Genomic DNA, 19,108 nt, shown 5'->3' with positions numbered 1-19,108 from the left:
CGCACTCCCTCCCGGGTGCTAGCAACAGCAACAAGAAAAGGACTCTAACCACCCGCACCGACAGACCAAAACTCGCCCGCCACCGGCCTGTGGAAAACCGGATGACGGCGGATGCGCGGCTGCTTACCATCCGAGGTGTGATGAGAATCCTTGGCTGACGCGGTCGATAGGCCGCGTCAGTACCACGGCACCTGATGGGTGTCGCCCCGCCGGTGCGGGCCCTGTCGCAGGGTCCCCGGCGCGCTTGCTGATTCTCTCCTTACGGAGCTTGCACATGACTGTGCACCCCTTTTATCCGGGTCTCCTGTCTGATGTGTGGGTCAGTTTCGGCCGGGCAGGGGTGGTCGGTAGCCGCCGAGGGTGAGCATGGCCAGGGCGATGAGGGCTTGTGGGTCTTTGAAGCCGTAGGCGGTGCGGGTGATGAGCCGGATCTTGGTGTTGACCGCTTCGACGCGGGCGTTGGTGAGGCCGTGGTCGAGGCTGGCGTGGATGGCGGGTAGGTGTCGTTTGATCCTGCGGCCGAGTTCGACGAACACGTCGATGCGGCAGCGTTGGACCCAGGTCAGCCAGCGTTGGAGGGCGTGTTTGCCGTCGGTGCCGCCGAGTTTGAACACGTGGCGGAGGCCTTCTTTGAGGAGGTAAGCGCGGTGCAGGCGCGGGCTGGAGGTGGCGATCCAGGCGAGTTGGGCGGTTTGTTTGGTGGTGAGGTCTTCGGGGTTCTTCCACAACGCCCACCGTGACCGCGCGATGGTCTGGGCGTCTCCGCGGGAGGCGTGGTAACGGCCCCCGGCCAGGTCGCCGATCTGGCGGGTGCCGCCGGCGGCGCGGCGGGCGATGTTCCAGGTCTCACGCCGTACCTCGTCCAGGCATTTGGTGGCCCAGGACACGAGATGGAACGGGTCCGCGCACAACACCGCCTGCGGCGCCTGCTTGGCGACCACGCCGGTGATCCAGCTGGCCCCATCGGCCGACACGTGCGTCAACGCCTCGGCGCGATCGGGTCCGAGGGCGTCAAAGAACCTGGCCACGGTCGCGGCGTCGCGACCCGGCTGCGCCCACACCAGATCCCCCGAATTGTGGTCGACCACCACCGTCAAATACTGCTGGCCCTTGCGGTAGCTGACCTCGTCGATCCCGACCCGGGCCAGCCCGTCGAGCCGGTCGCGGGCCGCGTCCACGTCGGCACACACCCGCTTCACGATCGCCCCGACCGTGCGCCACGAGATCCGCATCAACTGCGTCACCGCCGTCTTCGACGTCTGCGTGGCCAGCCACGCCACCTGGTCGTCGAACATGCGCGTATGCCCAGCGTCGTGACGGGCCCACGGGACATGCGCGACCACCACCCCGTGCTCGGGGCAGGCCACCCGCACCGACTCGGCCTCCACAAACAGCCGGACCACACCCAGGTCCAGCCCCCGCCACCGGCGCCGCTCCCCACGCCCCAGGTCATAACCCGAGCAACGGCGCCGGCACCGCCCACACCGGCCACGCTCCCGGGCCACCGGCCGCACCGACACCACCACGACCAACCCGACCCGGTCGAACACGACGTCCTCCACGACCGTCTTCTCAACCCCCAAGACCGCACGCCATAAACTGTCCGCACGCACGCCGTTCTCCAGTCCACCAGGTTCCTGTTCCTAGACAGCTCAGAAACCTAGACAGAGAACGGCGTGCGCCACTCCAGGCACGCTCAAATCACCCACACATACAGCACAAGAGCCCTTTATCCGCTCTATTGGCGCTCAACACCCCCGTGTCCGTGACCTGCTCGCGCTGCGTAAGGACGGTTCACCCGGCCGGATCATGGTCGAAGGCACCTGGGAACACGAACGCCTCCTCACCACGACCGCCACCGTCGAAACCTTCTTCTGGTGCCCTGAGGCTGGTGCGACCGACGTCGCCCGGATCGCCGACCGCGCCACCGAGGTCTACCGGATCTCGGAGAAGCTGCTCGCTCGCCTGTCCCGCAAGACCCGCTCCGACGGCCTGATCTCGATCGCCCGGGTCCCGGAGTGGCGGCCGCAGACGTTCCGCTTCACCAGCCGCTCGCTGGTCCTGGTGGCCGACGGTGTCGAGTACGCCGGCAACCTCGGCACCCTGATCCGTACGGCGGACGCCGCCAACGCCGACTGCCTGGTCCTGACCAGCCGCCGCGCCCGCCCGACGCACCCCGCCGTGTACTCCGCGAGCCGCGGCACCGTCCTCTCGACCCCGATCGTGGAGTTCGACGACATCCCGTCAGCGGCCGCGTGGCTGCGGAGCCACCGGTTCCGCGTTCACCTCGCAGACCCGGCCGCGACGGGTACCTACCGAGTTCCGCAGTACGACGGCCCGACCGCGTTCGTCGTCGGTTCGGAAGGCTCGGGGTTGTCGCGGGCGTGGCACGACGAGGGTTTCGACGCGGTGTCGATCCCGATGCTCGGTCAGGCGGATTCGCTGAACGTCGCGCTGTCGGCCGGGATCCTGCTGTTCGAGGCGCGGGCTAGGAAGGAAGGTTGGTGACTCGATGGAGTGGCCAGGCAGAATGGCACGGCAACCGAGCAGAAGGAGCCAGTCGTGCCGTTCGAGCCAGGCGAGGTCGTCGCCCCGTCCGATCCGCGCATCGTCCTGGAAGGACAGTGGGGACAGCAGCCCGGCGTGGCGATCACCGTCAACTCCGGGTCGCGGATCTCGTTCTCGTACGCCGGTGAGCGGCTGCAGTTGCTGTTCGACACCGACGGGCTGACCGTGGCGCCGCACCTGTGGATCACGGTCGACGACGGCGAGCCTTCGCTGTATGTGCTCGACGGACCGGTCATCGAGTTGTCGGCGCCCGACGGCAGGCACCAGGTGTCGCTGGTGGTGAAGGACGTCAACGAGCACGTCAACCGGTGGAATCCGCCGTTCGAGTGCGCGGTCGTGTTCGCCGGCCTCGTGCTCGACGTGAGGTCGGCGCTACGGCTCAGTGGCCGTCCGAGCGGTCCGCGGATGGAGTTCTACGGTGACTCGATCACGCAGGGCGTGCGGTCGCTGAGCGAGCACCCGGAGTCGGAGGGAGCTGACGGTACGACGTCGTACGCCTATCTGACCGCACGCGCGTTCGGTGCCACGTCGTACCAGGTCGGGTTCGGGAGCCAGGGGATCAGCAAGCCGGGGAACGGCGAGGTGCCGGCCGGGGTCGACTCGTTCGGGTGGAACTTCGCCGGCTCGCCGGCCGAGCGGGTCGAGCCGTCGGACGTGGTGGTGATCAACCTCGGCGTGAACGACCCGACGCTGGAGACCGAGGAGTACGCCGATTACGTACGCCGGGTGCGGGCGGCGTACCCGGCCGCGACGATCGTGTCGCTGACCCCGTTCAACGGCAAGCACGCGGACATGATCCAGGCCGCGGTGAAGTCCCTCGACGACCCGAACCTGGTCTGCGTCGACTCCACCGGCTGGATCACCGAAGACGACTGCACCGACCAGGTCCACCCCACGGTCGCAGGCCACACCAAAATCGCCACCCACCTGATCCAGGCCCTCGAAGAACAAACCTCTCTCCGCCGCCCGGCCTAACCCCACGCCCCGCCAACCCACCGGCCGACGTACTAGGAGGGTTTCTGGGCCGCGGGAGCACATTTCCCTCCTAGGTCCCGCTCTTCCTTCTATTTATGACAGAAACGGGCGGTGCGCAACAGACTGTTTTTTCGGCGTTCCGGGACCGCAGACTGGGGGCGGCGAGAGGAGCGGGGTTGTGGTGACGGCGGGCGATGTCGAGGTGGCGACCGATTGTGTAGTGGGGGCGCTGCGGCCGGCGGTGGAGGCTGATTGGGGAGTGCGGGCCGGGACGATCGAGTGGAGTTGCCGGAAGACGGCCGAGCACATCGGGCAGGCGCAGCTGCATTGGGCGTCGCAGCTCGCGGTGGGTGCGCGAACGCAGTACGTGCGCTGGTCCGCGCAGGCACAACCGCTCGCTCCGCCGGCTGGCGTACTCGATTTCGTCGAAGCCGCGGGGCGGATCCTCGCGTCGGTCGTGCGCGCGAGCCCGGCGGGGACCCGGGCGTTCCATCCGTGGGGGATCGGCGATCCGGAGGGCTTCGCCGGAATGGCGTGTGTGGAGCTGCTCGTCCACAGCCAGGATCTCGCGGAAGGCCTGGGCTGCACGCTCGATCCGCCCGCCGACCTGTGCGATCGCGTCCTCGCACGGCTGTTCCCTCATGAACCACGCGCAGCTGACGACCCTTGGCTCGAACTGCGTCGACTGACCGGCCGTACGACGGTGGCGGGCACACCGGCACCCGCCTCATGGAAGTGGCGCCCGACCCCACTCGCCGAACCCTGGGACGCGAACCCGGACCCCGAACCGATGCCGTTCGTCCCTCTGACCGCGGCAGGATAGTCAGATGGCGTTCGAGACTGTGGACGAGTACATCGCGTCGTTCCCCGCGGAAGTCCGCGAGGTGCTCGACGAGGTACGCCGTACTATCCACGCCGCCGTACCCGATGCGGGCGAGAAGATCAGCTACCAGATGCCGACGCGGCCCTGACCAAAGCCCTAACCCCCTACCGCTCCGGCAAAGGCACCCTCAAATTCCCCCTCAACAAACCGATCCCGTATGACCTCATCACCCGCGTGGCCGAGGCGTTCGTGCGTCAGCGGTAGACAGGAGCGATCGCTTGGGCGAGGGCGAGGATCGACGCCGTCCGTAGCGCGCTGCCCGGCGTCCCGGTCACCTCGACGTACGTTCCGCTCTTGGTGCGGAAGAGCAGCACACCGTTGGACTGCTGCCAGCCTTCGGCGCCGACGCTCACTCGATGCGCCCATCCCGCCGAGGCTCCGGCTTTGACTTCATTGAACTCGAGGAGGCTGCGGGGCCGCACCACGGCCGAGCGTGTTGCCGTGCCCCACTGACAGGTCAGGTGGCCGTCGACAAGCGCGTCTCGCTCGAGGACGATCTTCGAGCCCAGCACGCGCTCGGCTGCAGCGGTCCCGCGGCTGCACTCCGGGCGGGTGATCATGGCGACGGCCGACGGCAATTCGCCGGGCAAAGCGGTGATCGTCCGGGCGATCGACCGGAGTTCGTCGAGAGTTCCGGCGCCGTCGTTCACCACGCGCAACCTGATCAGCCGGCCGCCGCTGCGGACGACCAGCCAGGGAGCGGCTGCCGCAGGGTTGAGGGCCCAAGAACCGGTCCCGGCTCCACCATCGATGACTTTGGCGGCGTACCACCCAGCCACGGATGCTGCGTCGTCCCGCCGGAGCACCGCGGACTGTGCGTCGGTCACCGGTGCTGCCGAGAGCGCGAGTTGGATCTGGTGGGCCTTCTGCGCTGTGTCGGTGAGCAGGCAGGCGTCCGACAGCGGTGCGTAGAGCCTGGGCTCCGGGCTGCCGATCGTCCAGGTTCCGGCGAGCTTGGGCTGGATGCGTTCACACAGATTGCCGGTCGGTATCGGTGTTTGCGTCGGGGTTGGCTCGGAGCGTGAGGTGGTTTGGGGGTCGCAGCCGAGCAGAGTCAGGACGAGCACCGCTGACGTGATGGTCGTGGTGATTCGGCGATGCATCGTGTTCCTCCCCAGGAAAGTGCTCCGGCGCGGGAGCATAGCCTGAACTGGTTCAGGCTTGGAGGAGGTCTTGGGGGGAAGCTGCGGGTGGGTGGGTGAGGGTCCAGTCGTTGAAGCTTTTGTCGAAGCGGTACCAGAGGTTGTCTCGGCCGAGGCGGAGTTGGATTTTGGCGGTGGTTACTCGGTTGGCTTCGGTGGTGGCGTGGGGGAGGACTTCGAGGGCTTCGGCTAGGGCTTCGGGGTCGACGTCGTGGGGGTCGTCGACGGTGACGGCGAGGCCGCCGGGGCCGGCTTGGCGCCAGGCGGTGGCCCAGGTGGTGAGTTGGCGGGAAGAGATGCCGGCGCGGTGCGCGAGGTCGGCGAGTTCCGGCGTACCGAGGGAAGCTGCTGCTCGGCGTGCGAGGTCCTGCTCGAAGGTGAGGGCCTGGTTGACGTCGCCGGAGGCCAGCTCCCAGGCTCGGCGGGCGGCGTCGGTGGCTAGGGCGACGAGATCGCGTACGTCGACCCCGGACGATCGCGGTGGGTCCAGCACCTTCACGGCGGCTGGTACGCCGGGCGCCCCGAGCGGTCGAGGCGGCGCCGGCACGGGAACCACGCCTACACCCACATCCCGCCGGGAGAACGCTGCGATGGCTGGGATGCCTGCTGGTGCGGGCGTGCGGGGCGCGTCCGGTGCGGTGGTGGTGCCGGTGCGGCGGGAGCGGAGGGCGGCCAAGAGTTCGTCCTTGCGCCGCCCGCGGAGGAGCAGCAACGCGAACGGATCATCGTCCAGCGCATCCGCCACCAAGTAGCAAACGGCCGCGGAATGCTTGCACGGTACGGCGAAGTCCGGGCAGCTGCAGTTCGTCAGCACCTCGCCCGCGCCCGGCAACAGATCCAGCCCGGCAGCCTGTACGTCCTCCACGACCTCCGGCGGCAACTCCCCGTCCAGCAACGCCGCAACCCGCCCGATCTGCGCCGACACAACATCGAGTACGGCGTCCCACTCGTCCCTTGAGAACGCGCGGATCCGAACCGTCACCTGGTACGGCGTGACGCGGCTGCCCTGCACCATCGCCTCGACCTCGCCCGGGCTGACCGTCAGCTCCAGCACACTGCCGCGCCGCGCGTACGACCGTCCGCGCGACAGCCGGCCCGGATCGAGCCGGGCCCGCTGCTCGAGCGCCTCCAACCAGGCCCGCCCCCACCACGTCGCCCCGAACGACCGCCGGCTCCCCGCGCCCTTGGCCGCCGGCAACCCGGCGTCCTCACCCTTCCGACGCCACCCCTGCCACGGCGTCCGATCCTCGTCAGCCATCGGATTTCCCAACCGCAGAAGGGTTGTAGGCACTCGCCGACCCGGATCGCACCGGTCCTGTCGACAGCTCGACAAGCTCGGTCAGTTCCGTGTCCGACAGCTCACTCAGCCACGCTTCGCCCGACCCGACGACGGCGTCCGCAAGGTCGCGTTTCGCGTTGATCACCGTGGCGATCCGGTCCTCGAGCGTGTTCTCGGTGACGAGGCGATGGACCTGCACCGGCCGATCCTGACCGATCCGGTACGCGCGGTCCGTCGCCTGATCCTCGACCGCCGGGTTCCACCACCGGTCGTAGTGCACGACATGCGTGGCCTGCGTCAGCGTCAGCCCGACTCCGCCGGCCTTCAGCGACAGCAGGAACACCGGCGCCTCGCCCGACTGGAACTGCTCCACCATCTGCTCGCGCTTCCGCACCCCGATGCCACCGTGCAGGAACAACGTCTTGACCTGCCGGGCCGCCAGATGCGCCTCGATCAGCTTGCACATTTCGACGTACTGACTGAAGATCAGCACCGACTCGCCCTCGGCCAGGATCACGTCGAGCAGCTCGTCCAGCGCCGCGAGTTTGCCGGACCGCCGCTCGAGCGGACCGGGCTCGTGCAGGAACTGCGCCGGATGGTTGCACACCTGCTTCAACTGTGTGAGCAGACTCAGCACCAGCCCGCGCCGCGCGATGCCCTCGGCTTCCTCGATCTTCGCGAGCGTTTCCTTCGCGACGGCCTGATAGAGCGTGGCCTGCTCGGTGGTCAGCGGTACGACGACATCGTGCTCGGACTTCTGCGGCAACTCCGGCGCGATCCCCGGATCGCTCTTCCGTCGACGCAGCAGGAACGGCCGGGTCACCCGACCGAGCCGGGCGGTCGCCTCCTCGTCGTGGAACCGCTCCACGGGTACGGCGACATCGTGGCGGAACCTGTCGAGCGTGCCGAGCAACCCCGGCGCCGCCCAGTCGAGGATCGACCACAGCTCGGAGAGCCGGTTCTCCACCGGCGTACCGGTGAGCGCGATCCTGGTTGCTGACGGCAACGTTCGCAGGGCGCGGGCGGTGCGGGACAACGGGTTCTTCGCGTGCTGCGCCTCGTCCGCGACGGCGAGGCCCCACGCGATCTCACCGAGCACCCGGTGGTCCTGGCGCACCACGCCGTACGTCGTGAGCACGACCTCGTCGGGCGCGAGATCGCTGAGCGTCCGTCCGGCGCCGTGGTACCGGCGGGTCGGTACGTCGGGGGCAAACCGCTCGAACTCCCGCTCCCACGTGCCGAGCAGTGTCGACGGGCAGACGACGACGGTCGGGCCGCGGCCCTTGAGTTGCAGATGCAGCGCGATGACCTGGATGGTCTTGCCGAGGCCCATGTCGTCGGCCAGACAACCGCCGAGGCCGAGGTTGGCGAGCTGCGCCATCCACGCGACGCCGCGGCGTTGGTAGTCGCGCAGGGTCGCCTTGAGACCAACGGGCTCGGTGAACGGCACCGGCTCCTCGGCCGTACGCAGCCGGGCGAGCATCGCGGCCAGCGAACCGTCGGCATCGAACGGGACCAGCTCGCCGTCGACCTCGATGGTCCCGGTGAGCGCGGCACCGAGCGCTTCGGCGCCGGTGAGCTCGCGGGTGGAGCCGTTGCGGAGCCGTCGGACGAGGTCGTGGTCGACCCGGATCCAGCGGCCGCGCATGCGGATCATCGGGCGCTTCGCCTCGGCGAGCGCGGCGACCTCAGCCTCGGTCAGGTCCTGGCCGTCGAGCGTGGGACGCCAGCGGAACGCGACGAGTTCGGTCAGGCTGAAATCGGGGCCGGTGACGGCACCGGGTGTCGGCGTCGCGACAGTGGCGCGGACGGCCAGTTCGCCGGCGAACAGTTCCGTCGGCCAGAGCACCTCGATGCCGGCGCCCTCCAGCGCCGTACTGCCCTCGGCGAGCTCTTCCAACGCCTCGTCGTCGATCGGGACGTCTTCCGGCGCAGCGTCGCGGAGGGCCGAACCGAGCGGCGGCCAGACCCGGGCGCCGCGACGGAGAGCGAGGAGGAGGTCGGTCTCCGCGCGTTCGCCGAGGGCCGTGAGTACGGCGGCCGGCGCGTTCCACATGTCCGCGACGTCGACGAGCAGGCTCGGGTCCACCCCGCTCCGCAACTGCAGAACGGCCCGGAAGTCCGGGGTGTCATTGGAATCAGGTGGTTCGATGCGGAGGACGAGGCGGGTGCCGGCTTGTTCGGCCAGGGCGGTTTCGTCGAGCCAGGCGGTGGGGCCGGGGAGCGCTGTGGGTTCGGCGGCCGCGAAGGGCGCGGCGCCGGGGCGGGCCGCGACGGCTGCGGCGGGGGTGCGGACCAGGCTGTCCGCGAGCGCGTCCCAGAACGCGCGAACCAGCTGCTCCGGCTCGATCAGCCGGACGGGGCGGGTGCCGTCGAGCGGCAGTGCATGACCGTACGCCGGCATTGCGGCGCTGAGGTTCCGCAGCCAGGCGTGGTCGAGCGGGTCGAGCGGTGCCACCCGCCAAGCGCCGTACCCCTCCGGGCTCCGATCCGGCACCAGCCGCCCGCGCCCGATCAGCACCAACCCCGCAAGCCCAGCCGCTCGCCACGCCGCCCAACTGCCCGAGCCGTCCAACCGGTCGGAGTCCTGCTCGGCGAGGCGGGTCAGTACCTCTTCTATGTCCAGAAGGCGAGCGGGGACCGTGGTACGGCGGACCGTGGTGCCGCGGGGGAGGACCAGGTCGACTGTCCCATTGGCGGTTTCGCCCGAGGCGGCCAGGTCGCCGTACAGCGCCAGTCGACCCGCGCGCGGCGGGTCAGCAGGCACGAAGACGGCGTCGAACATGCCCCGCACAGTACGCCGCACCTCCGACAATCCTCGGACTTGACCTGAACCAGTGTTGAGGTTGCAGGCTCGGTGGTTCAAGTAGACAACCGGAGAGTGTGAATATGCGTGCAGCAGTAGTGACCGCGTTCGGCGGTCCGGACGTGATCGAGACCCGCGAGGTCCCGGCTCCCGAGCCCGCCGCGGGGCAGGTGCTTGTCGAGGTCGGCATTGCGGACGTGATCTTCGTCGAGACCGCGATCCGCCGGGGTCATCACGGCGAGTTCTTCGACGTGCAGGCGCCGTACGTCACCGGTAGCAACCTCGGCGGACGGGTCCGGGCGGTGGGTCCCGACGTATCGGAGGACTGGATCGGCAAGACCGTCGTGGGTCGCGGCGTGGCCTTCGGCGCTCATGCGGAGCTGGCCCTGACCACGACCGATCTGGTCGAGGTACCGCCCGAACTCGACCTGCGGACCGCGGTCGCGGTGTACGGCGACGGCTTCACGGCCCTCATGCTCGAGGAACTCGCGCCGCCGATGGCCGGGCAGGACGTCCTGATCACCGCATCCGCCGGCGGAATGGGCCTGCTGCTGATCCAGTTGGCGCACAAGGCCGGAGCCCACGTCATCGCGGCCGCCCGCGGCGACGAGAAGCTCGAACTCAGCCGGGCCCAGGGCGCCGACGTACTGATCGACTACGGCAAGCCGGGCTGGGAGAAGTTAGTGCTTGAGGCAACGAACGGCCACGGTGCCGGCATCGTGTTCGAAGGCGCCGGCGGCGAGCTGGGCGCGACCGCGTTCAGCGTGGTCAAGGACGGCGGCTGGATCTCCGCCCACGGGGCGCCGAGCGGCAGCTTCGCGCCGTACGACGCCGCCGAGGTCGAGCGGCGCGGCCTCACCGTGAAGGGCATCATGGACCTGCGTGCCGACTCGACGACGACGTCGGTCACCGGCGCCGCCGTGATCGCTCGGGCGGCAGTCGGGGACCTGAAGCCGGTCATCGACCAGGTCTACGACCTCGACCACGTGGCGGACGCGCACCGGGCGCTCGAGAACCGTACGCTGCGCGGCAAGGCGCTGATCGAGGTCAGTCGCTGACGGTCTGTTCGGCAGGCTCGTCAGGCTGCAGCTTTTCGGAGTGGTTCGGGCGGGCGACCACGATCTGGTTCCGCCCGGACCGCTTCGCCCGCAGCAGTGCGTCGTCGGCGGCCAGGATCAGCTGGTCCATCGTGTTCGCGACAGCCGGGTAGACGGCCGCGCCGAACGATGCCGGTACGCCGTCGAGCGTCGCCGTACCCCTGTCCGTCGTACTGACCGAGACCGTGAGGGTCACGAGCCGCGCTCTGATCCGCTCCGCGATCTCCAGCACCTCGGACTCGAACGCGCCGGGCAGCAGCACCGCCAGTTCGTCTCCACCGACCCGCGCGACCAGATCGCCGTTTCGCACCTCCGCACGGATCGCCTCACCGGCAGCACGCAGTGCCTCGTCGCCAGCCGGGTGACCGTAGGTGTCGTTGATCTCCTTGAACCTGTCCAGGTCCAGCATCAGCAGACCGACCGTGCTGCGCAGCGTGTCCGCACGAGCGAGCTCTGCGGGCACTGCGCTCGCCCAGTACGACGAAGTGGCCAGACCGGTCGTGGAGTCGATGCCGGCGGCCCGCTGGTACTGCGGGAGCAGCAGGTCCCTGTGCAGCGCCAGCACCGTCACCATGAGCACAGGAACGACCCAGGGGTACGACGTCTGCACCGCAGCGATCGCTACGCCCAGACCGAGCCCGGCGCACACGACGATCTGGTCCGACAGCTCACCGAGCGCGTCACGCGCAGTGGCGTCCGGGGTGGAGAGCAGGATCGCTCCGATCACCAGTGCGTAGTTCACCAGCCACCAGGTCGCGGCCGCGGCCAGAACGACCAGCAGCGTCCAGAAACCGGTAGGGACGCGCGGAGCGTCCAGCAGACCACCTGCACGCAGTACGGCGGCCGCCGCGGCGCTGGCCAGGACGTACGTCGCGGTAGAGAAGACCTTGCGGTGCGCGACGGTCCGGCCGTATACGCGGAACCAGGAGTAGGTGTAGGCCAGCACGACCAGCGGGACGACCAGCGACAGCGGGAGCAACAGCAGGGCCGCGAAGATCCACAGGCACTTCAGGTTGGTGTGCGGCGAGGTGTTGGCCGCCAGCTCGCGTCGGCGCTCGATTCCGCGGGCAAACTCCAGGTGCATGGTCGACGCCACGGCCAGTACGGCGAAGGCCACCCACTCCGAATGCCGGACCCCCGAATTCGGGCCGCTCAGCGTGCTCCGGACCGCGAGTGTGGTAATCGTCAGCGCAATCAAATCAATCGCGAGCACATAAGCCAACGCGGTCCTCGGCAACGACCAGAGCTTCCATTGCCGAGGTAGCACCCAGCTGCTCCGACCGATCAGAATCATCGTCAGCCTCACATGCGGTCGATCTGAGCGGTTATGCGTTCATAGTAACGACCTGTTCACGTCAGGTCACCCGGATGCCCGGGCCATTCCACCAGTTGGTCAGCACCAAGAAGGGTCGAAAATCATGCAGATCTCAGCGCTCCCCGTCCGTACCGGCACCGACGGCCTCGGCGGTAACGACTGGTTCACCGGTGGCAATGACTGGTTCACCGGTGGCGGCAACGACTGGTGACGAGCGGTATTTCTTTACCTTTTTCTTACATTCCACAGAAATCGTTCACCGCTTAAACGCGGGAGTTCGACAAATGACCGCACCGGGATTATCCACGGACTATGCCAATTACTATCCGTGGCATGGCGCCTGCCGAGGGTGATCGGCGCGGCGCATCAGTGCCAGTTCGGCAACGAATCGGGGACCCGGTGGCGCGCGATTTGGGTGAACGTTCTACTCTGGAGATCTCCGGTAGCGAGGTCTGGGCGGGGCGGCCCCGACCTTGCTACCGGAGCTCTTCTTTTCAGCCCCTCTGCGGTCGGCCGGAAACTGTCGGTGGCGCCCGGTAGCGTTCTCAGTGCCAGGGGCGGCTCCTGGACGTGCTTCCTTCTCCTTCACCAGGCCAAGTAGCGCGTCCGCTCTCCGCCCCTGGCGCCCTCGTAAGTGAAGGACGTCAGTGGGGAGACGGCATGCCGGGCCAACCAGCGGATCCGCAAGCTGCTGTCCTGCTGCGCCGCCGCCGGCTCGTCGACGCCACCGCCCTCACCCCACCGGTACGTCGCTCCGCCTGGCAGTGGCTGCGCCGACCGCTCACGATCCAGGCGGGCCTGTCCGCGCTCCAGGCGGACCTGATCCAGCGCGGTCTCCTGCTCTCGGTCGGTCTGTACCGGCATTGCGCCGCCCTGTCGGCGCCCGCGCTGGCCGGTTTCGGCAGTGCGCTGCTCGACCTGCTCGACGCCGAGTCCGGGTTCGACGCCAAGCACACGCCGTTGTTCCGGGGCTTCCCGGAGAGCGTGCCGGGAAACACCGAGACCTTCTACGTGAACCGCGTCTTCGCCCGCCTGCTGCAGGAGCCCGAGCAGCCGTGCGTGCTCTGCGGCGACACGACCTCCGTGCACGCGGTCTCCCCGTGCGCGCACCTGGTCTGCCGCACGTGCTGGGACGGCACCGATCTCAGCGCCTGTCCGCTGTGTCTGCGGCGCATCGACCCGAAGGATCCGTTCCTCAAACCGTCGCCGGTCGAGGAGCCGCAGGCGCATGTCCGTTCGGATCGCCTGCGACTGCTCTCGCTGGCAACGGCCGACTCGGTCCGCCAGACCGTCGGTGCCCTGCTGGCGCGGCGCGCACCCTTGTCCGCCGCGGACCGCGCGGACCTGCAGGTGCTGCTCAACGGCGCGAGTTCGGCCTGGATCCCCGCTGACATCCCGGTCCGCGAGACCCGTGCGCTGGTCATCGCGCACTTCCTCGCCGACGATCCCGAGCTGATCGATCGCGCCGACACCGCCACCGACGTACTGCGGCTGGTCTACGCCTTGATGGACGCGGACCCCGGACTGCGGACGCCGTCGGCCCGGCGGAAGTCGTTGTCGCGGGCAACTCGACGGCTGGTGCTGGAGCGTCTCGACCGGCTGCCGGTCGAGACCCTGGTGGAGGACATGCTGCGCCACGAGCGTGCGTGGAAACGGATCGGGGAGAACCTGCATCCGTTCGAGTTCGCCACCCGCTTCCCGGTCGCCGCGCTGGCGTTCGCGGTCCTCCGCCGTACCGATCTGGATCTTGGCACGCCGGCCGGACGGGCAGTGGCGGGCGAGGTTTCGCGGCATCCGCTGGTGCGGGTGGACAGCGGGCGGCTAGTGATGAGCACTTTCAGCTCGCGCGTCGAAGGCGCCTTCACGCAGGGGCGCCCGGAGCAGGCGCTCGACCTGCTGCGGCAGCGTCCCGGCGAGTTGGTACGCCGTCTTGTTCAGCTGGCGCGTGCGCTCCCGCCGGATCAGCACGCGGAGCTCGTCGACGCCGTGACGACCGCGGTGTCGGACGTCTCTCCGGCCGTCATCACGGCCGCCCTCGGCCAGGTCCGCACGCCGCCTGGCGATCTGCGGCTGTTCTTCCCGCGCGGCGGGACCGCCCGGATCTGGACGTCGGTCGACGACCGGGAGCCGTTGCCCAGTGCGCTCGCCGTCGAGCTGTCCGGCGTACTGACCGGAGAAATGTTGCGCCGGGCAACGGGATTGCCGCGCTGGCGGCGGGTGTTCCTGGACGAGGAGCTGTCCCGGATGGCCGCGCCCGGCTCGGAGCGGAACGCGTCGTCGAGCCTGCTGCGGATGACGCGGGGCAGTGCGGTGCCGATCCCGCAGGACGAGCTGCTGCGGCTGTTCCTGCACTGGGTCGAGCCGCGAGGGCAGCGGATCGATCTCGACCTGTCCGTGGCGGTGTTCGACGAAGAGTGGGCCTTCGTCGGGCTGTGCGACTACACCCGGCTGCGGTTCGACCAGGACGCGCTGGTGCATTCCGGCGATCTGACGTCCGCGCCGGGCCCCGACGGCTCGACGGAGTTCGTGGACATCGATCTGCGGGCGGTGCGCCGCGTCGGCGGTCGCTATCTGCTGCCAGTGGTGTTCAGCTACAACGACGTACCGTTCGACGAGCTGGAGCGCGGCTTCGTGGGCGTGCTGCGGCAACCGAACGGGCTGTTCGATCCGGCGGCGGTCGAGGACCGCTTCGACCTAGCCGGGCCGGCGAAGATCCTGATGCCGTTCGGCGTCGACCTGCAGACCAAGGAGTTGCGCTGGTACGACGTGAACCTAGGCGCGGCCGGATACGGTCACAACATCGCGAGGTACGGCGGTCATCTCGGGCTGATGGCGGCGACGCTGGAAGAGGTGCACGGGTCCGGCGACCGGGTGAGCCTGTGGGAGATCTGCTGCTGGCACGCGGCGGCCCGGTCCGACGAGATCGCGGTCCGGTGCGCCGACGGGTCGGTCGTCGGCTACGTCCGTGACCCGGCCGAGGAGTTGGCGACGTTCGTGCGGCGGGTCGTCGCGCGGTTGGAGCCGGACCGGAGCTGGGACGAGGACGCGGTGAAACGCGCCGATTTCGTCGCGGTTCTGACCGGTGACATCACGCCGCGCGCGGGTGCGGAAGTGTACGCGCTGCATCCGCGTCTCCTCGACGGCGCGAGCCTGTCGCTCATCGACGCGCCGTACCTGCTGTCGAGCCTGGCCCCCGACACCCGCGCTCGTGCCAGCCTCGGGGCAAGCTCCCCTGCTTCATGACCTGCGGTCGGGCGTGTCTGGCAGGAGCCTGAGAAGAAATTGACAATTCCGTGACGGACGTGGGGCTGGTGCTTTGGACCGGTCCCCGGCAGGAGTACAACGGAATTGACGCGAAGGGAGCCACGAATGACGTACGACGTGGTGGTGCTCATCGAGCGGGAGATGAGCGAGGGCGACGCGCGCCGCGTTGCCGCCCTGCATGCAAGGCTCGAAGACACCGTGGACTACCACCTGCTGGTCTCCAGTCATCCGGAGAGCGGGTTCGGCGGTCCGATGGCGTTGCTGGGATCGACGTTCGCGGACGTGGCCGGCCTAACCGGTGCGGCGTCCGTGGTCGGCTCGGCGACAGTGGCGTCGGCGCGCATCAGCCCGCCGGCAACAGTTGACCGAGCGCAGAGTCGAACACAGCGTGGAACACAGGGCGGAACACCGACGGCGACCCTCGCCGACCCGGCCGTCGATCTCGCCTCAGTGATCGAGCACAGCTCCCGGCAGCTCCGGGCGGCGAGCGGCTACCCGGTGCACGTCTCCATCACGCACGGCGAGGTGCTGCTGGCGCTGATGCAGATGGTGAAGACCACCAAGAGCCAAGAGGTCGTGGTGGTCGCCTGGCCGGAGACCGCAGCATCGTTCGTGTGCTCCGACTGGACCACCAAGGCACGCAAGCTCCTGAAGGTGCCCCGCGTCCGCATCCTCGAACACGACACCTGATCTCAGCTTGGCGGTTGGTGCGGTAGTCGGACCTGGACCGTGGTCTCGCCTGGGCGGGACGTGATGCCGATCGTGCCGCCGTGGTGTTCGGCGACGATCCGTTGCGCGATGTCGAGGCCCAGACCGGTGCCCTTGCCGACGTCCTTGGTCGTGTAGAACGGCTCGAACGCGCGGGCCGCGACCTCCGGCGGCATCCCGGGACCGGTGTCGGTGAACTCGACCACGATCCGGTCGCCGTCGGTTCGGGTCGTGATCCGCAACGTGCCGGCGCCTTCCATCGCGTCGACCGCGTTGTCGATCAGGTTGGTCCACACCTGGTTGAGTTCGCCGGCGTACGCATCGATCCGGGGTACGCCGGCGCCGTACGCGCGAACCACTTCGACGCCGTCGCGGAGCTTGTGCCCGAGCATCACGAGCGTGCTCTCGATGCCCTCGGTGACGTCGATCGTCTGGATCGAGCCGCGGTCCATCTGCGAGTACGAGCGGACCGCGGCCACCAGCTCGGTGATCCGCCGCGTCGACTCCTTCACCTCGCTGAGCAGCGTTGCGACCGACAACGTGCTGGCCACCCATTCGAGGCCGGGCTCCAGCGCATCGCCTAGTACGCCCGCCGCGCGCTCGCACCAGTCCACGCTCGTGCCGGCCGCGGCGAGCGGGGGCGCGATGAACCACGACCGGTCGACGCCGTGGTCGTCGAGCCAGTCCGCGATGGTGTTCTCGTGATCGGCGAGGTCCACCGGATCCGGCGCCGCCGTACCCAAGCCGAGCTCGAGCCGCAGCTCGTCGAGCGCACTGAACTGCGCGGCCGTTGCCTCGCCTTCCGCGAGCCCGCGCAGCGCCGACAGCAGCGTGACGCACGCGGTGTCGAGTGCGCTGACCGAGCGTGCGGCGGCCGCGGCGGGGTTGTTGATCTCGTGCGCCAGCCCGGCCGCCAACGTGCCGAGCGTGATCAGCGACTCGCGCTGCCGGGCCGTCGACTCGATCGCCCGTGCGGTCCCGTACACGCCCTTGATCAGGTGCCCGGCGAGCGGGAACCAGTCGTCGATCCGCTCCCGCAGTACATCGGCCGGCACCCGCAGTACTCGTCCTTCGGCCAGACCGCGGCCGCTGGCGAGGTACAGGCCGTGCTCGTCCCACGCGCGGAACCCGCCGGCCCAGCGGCCCGGGACGTCCATCTTGCCCAGCACGGTGTCCTCGCGGCCGATCTTGCGGTGCAAAGAGATCGCGCCGTCGACCAACACCCACCAGAAGTCGGCGGGTTCGCCCTCGTGGAACAGGTCGACGCCGCGCTCGATCGACACCTCGGTGCTGCCGTCGATCAGCTCGTCCAGCTGCGCATCGGTCAACCCGGCGAAGAGTGGGATGGCGTGCAAGTCGGCTGCCCTCATCAGAAGGTCCCAGTCATCAGACGGTCGCAAGGTAGCGGTGGACGAGATAGATCGACATGGCGCCTTCGCCGACCGCGGACGCCACGCGTTTCATCGAGTCGAGCCGTACGTCGCCGGCCGCGAACACCCCCGGCACGCTGGTCTCCAGCGCGTACGGCGGCCTGGTCAGCGACCACCGGTTCTGCGCGATCAGATCCGGCCCCGTCACGACGAACCCCTTGCTGTCGCGTACGACGGAATCGCCGAGCCAATCGGTCCGCGGGATCGCGCCGACGAAGATGAACAACCAGCTGGCGAGCACCTCCTCGGCCCGGCCGGAGGCGCGATCGGCGAACGTCAGGGCCTCGAGATGACCCTCGCCGCGGCAGCCGACCACCTCGGTCCGGCACCGTACCTCGATGTTCGCGGCCTCGCTGATCTTGTCGATGAGGTACCGCGACATCGAGCTCTCGAGCGTGTCGCCGCGGACCACGAGGACGACGCGCTTGGCGTAGCGGGCCAGGTTGAGCGCTGCCTGTCCGGCCGAGTTGGCCGCGCCGACGACGTACACCTCGTCGTCCTGGACCTGCCTGGCCTCGCTCGCCGTCGCGCCGTAGTACACGCCGCGGCCGGTGAGGTCGCCGAGGCCGTCGACGTCGAGGCTGCGGTACGAGACGCCGGTCGCGACGATCAGCGCACGGGCCTCGATCTCACCGGATTCTTCGAGCAGTACGGCGTGCACGGGGCCGCGGGACTCGAGGCCGACGACCGAGCGCGCGAGCACCATCTCCGCGCCGAAGCGGGACGCCTGAGCGACGGCGCGCTGGGCGAGGTCGGAGCCAGTGAGGCCGCGCGGGAAACCGAGGTAGTTCTCGATCGCGGCGCTGAGGCCGGCCTGTCCGCCGGGTGCCTCGCGTTCGACGATCACCGTGCTGAGGCCCTCGGACGCGGCGTAGACACCGGCGGCAAGTCCGGCCGGTCCGCCGCCGACGATGCAGACGTCGTACAGCGGTTGCTCGGCGCGGGTCCGCAGACCGAGGGCCGAGGCGAGGTCGCGGGCCGTGGGGGAGCGGAGCGTGTCGCCTTCCGGGATCAGGACCAACGGGAGTTCGTGGTCGGCTGCGTCTGCGAGGTCCTTGAGGCGCCGGCCTTCGGTGTCGCGCTCGACGTCGTACCAGCGGTACGGGACGTGGTTGCGGGCCAGGAACGTCTTGATGTCGTGCGCGCGGTCCGACCAGCGGTTGCCGACGACACGGACGTCGGAGGTGTGCTCGGGGTTGGCCTGCTGCCAGTCGCCGAGCAGGTCGTCGACGACCGGGAAGAGCTGGTCCTCGGGCGGATCCCAGGGCTTCAGCAGGTAGTAGTCGAGGCCGATCTCGTTGATCGCGCGGATCGCCACGTCCGTGTCGGCGTACGCCGTGAGCAGCAGGTACTTCGCGCTCGGGGCGTGCTCGCGGGCTCGTTCGAGCAGTTCGATGCCGGTCATGCCGGGCATGCGCTGGTCGGTCGCGATCAATGCGATCGGCTGATTGCGCAGCGCGAGTTTGGTCAGCGCGGCGAGCGCTTGGTCGCCCGAGGTCGCGCGGACGACCAGGTAGTTGTCGCCGTACCGGCGCCGCAGATCACGGGAGATGGCCGCCGAGACCATAGGGTCGTCGTCGACCGTGAGAATCGCAGGTTTGCTCACGCGGTGCCCCCCACAGCAGTGAACCGATCCCGCCA

Annotated in this window: 14 protein-coding genes; 7 read left to right on the top strand and 7 right to left on the bottom strand. The window is 69.1% G+C overall.

The features are described 5' to 3' along the window. Positions 1–320 precede the first annotated feature (320 nt). The gene (locus tag EV649_RS40580; protein WP_130389068.1) at positions 321–1,613 is read right to left on the bottom strand and encodes an ISL3 family transposase; all 1,293 of its coding nucleotides are present in this window, start codon (positions 1,611–1,613) and stop codon (positions 321–323) included. A 196-nt stretch (positions 1,614–1,809) separates the two neighbouring features. On the opposite strand from EV649_RS40580, the gene EV649_RS40575 reads away from it, so the two are divergent. The 4 genes from EV649_RS40575 (at position 1,810) to EV649_RS41925 (ending at position 4,514) form a co-directional block, all read left to right on the top strand. Further along, positions 1,810–2,508, top strand: coding sequence for a TrmH family RNA methyltransferase (locus tag EV649_RS40575; protein ID WP_130389067.1), 699 nt, complete (start codon positions 1,810–1,812; stop codon positions 2,506–2,508). Positions 2,509–2,562: 54 nt separating this feature from the next. Next, positions 2,563–3,543, top strand: a complete 981-nt coding sequence (locus EV649_RS40570) for an SGNH/GDSL hydrolase family protein (protein ID WP_241999301.1) — start codon at positions 2,563–2,565, stop codon at positions 3,541–3,543. A gap of 181 nt (positions 3,544–3,724) precedes the next feature. Then, the gene (locus EV649_RS40565; protein WP_130389089.1) at positions 3,725–4,366 is read left to right on the top strand and encodes a hypothetical protein; all 642 of its coding nucleotides are present in this window, start codon (positions 3,725–3,727) and stop codon (positions 4,364–4,366) included. A gap of 4 nt (positions 4,367–4,370) precedes the next feature. Next, complete coding sequence (locus tag EV649_RS41925; RefSeq protein ID WP_241999299.1) at positions 4,371–4,514, top strand: hypothetical protein; 144 nt, start codon at positions 4,371–4,373, stop codon at positions 4,512–4,514. 106 nt (positions 4,515–4,620) lie between these two features. On the opposite strand, the gene EV649_RS40555 is transcribed toward EV649_RS41925, so the two are convergent. Genes EV649_RS40555 through EV649_RS40545 form a run of 3 tightly spaced genes read right to left on the bottom strand, consistent with a single transcriptional unit; the run spans position 4,621 to position 9,632 of the window. Further along, entirely contained in the window at positions 4,621–5,529 is a 909-nt protein-coding gene (locus EV649_RS40555; protein ID WP_130389066.1) for a hypothetical protein, read from the bottom strand. Between the two features lie 52 nt (positions 5,530–5,581). Beyond that, positions 5,582–6,826 carry an SWIM zinc finger family protein gene (locus EV649_RS40550; protein ID WP_130389065.1) on the bottom strand — a complete coding sequence of 415 codons (1,245 nt, stop codon included), beginning with the start codon at positions 6,824–6,826 and terminating at the stop codon, positions 5,582–5,584. Then, positions 6,819–9,632 (bottom strand): DEAD/DEAH box helicase, encoded by a 2,814-nt coding sequence (locus EV649_RS40545; protein ID WP_130389064.1) that lies wholly within the window; start codon positions 9,630–9,632, stop codon positions 6,819–6,821. The genes EV649_RS40550 and EV649_RS40545 overlap by 8 nt, the downstream gene beginning before the upstream one ends. Before the next feature lie 104 nt (positions 9,633–9,736). Here EV649_RS40545 and EV649_RS40540 point away from each other — a divergent pair, with 104 nt between their 5' ends. Then, positions 9,737–10,711 (top strand): zinc-binding dehydrogenase, encoded by a 975-nt coding sequence (locus tag EV649_RS40540; protein WP_130389063.1) that lies wholly within the window; start codon positions 9,737–9,739, stop codon positions 10,709–10,711. On the opposite strand, the gene EV649_RS40535 is transcribed toward EV649_RS40540, so the two are convergent. Then, positions 10,701–12,044, bottom strand: coding sequence for a GGDEF domain-containing protein (locus EV649_RS40535; protein WP_130389062.1), 1,344 nt, complete (start codon positions 12,042–12,044; stop codon positions 10,701–10,703). The two genes, EV649_RS40540 and EV649_RS40535, sit on opposite strands and share 11 nt — an antisense overlap. Before the next feature lie 681 nt (positions 12,045–12,725). Between EV649_RS40535 and EV649_RS40525 the strand changes: the two genes are divergently transcribed. Further along, positions 12,726–15,308, top strand: coding sequence for an MXAN_6230/SCO0854 family RING domain-containing protein (locus EV649_RS40525; protein WP_130389061.1), 2,583 nt, complete (start codon positions 12,726–12,728; stop codon positions 15,306–15,308). 126 nt (positions 15,309–15,434) lie between these two features. Continuing rightward, a complete protein-coding gene (locus tag EV649_RS40520; protein WP_130389060.1) occupies positions 15,435–16,019 on the top strand; it encodes a hypothetical protein in 585 nt (194 codons plus the stop codon). A 2-nt stretch (positions 16,020–16,021) separates the two neighbouring features. On the opposite strand, the gene EV649_RS40515 is transcribed toward EV649_RS40520, so the two are convergent. Together EV649_RS40515 and EV649_RS40510 are read right to left on the bottom strand one after the other, a co-directional pair. Then, positions 16,022–17,407 carry an ATP-binding protein gene (locus tag EV649_RS40515; protein ID WP_130389059.1) on the bottom strand — a complete coding sequence of 462 codons (1,386 nt, stop codon included), beginning with the start codon at positions 17,405–17,407 and terminating at the stop codon, positions 16,022–16,024. Positions 17,408–17,423: 16 nt separating this feature from the next. After that, entirely contained in the window at positions 17,424–19,073 is a 1,650-nt protein-coding gene (locus EV649_RS40510; protein ID WP_130389058.1) for an FAD-dependent oxidoreductase, read from the bottom strand. Positions 19,074–19,108 lie beyond the last annotated feature (35 nt).

The sequence above is a fragment of the Kribbella sp. VKM Ac-2569 genome, assembly GCF_004216905.1.
Taxonomy (GTDB): domain Bacteria; phylum Actinomycetota; class Actinomycetes; order Propionibacteriales; family Kribbellaceae; genus Kribbella.
This window is presented reverse-complemented; position numbering and strand designations above follow the sequence as displayed.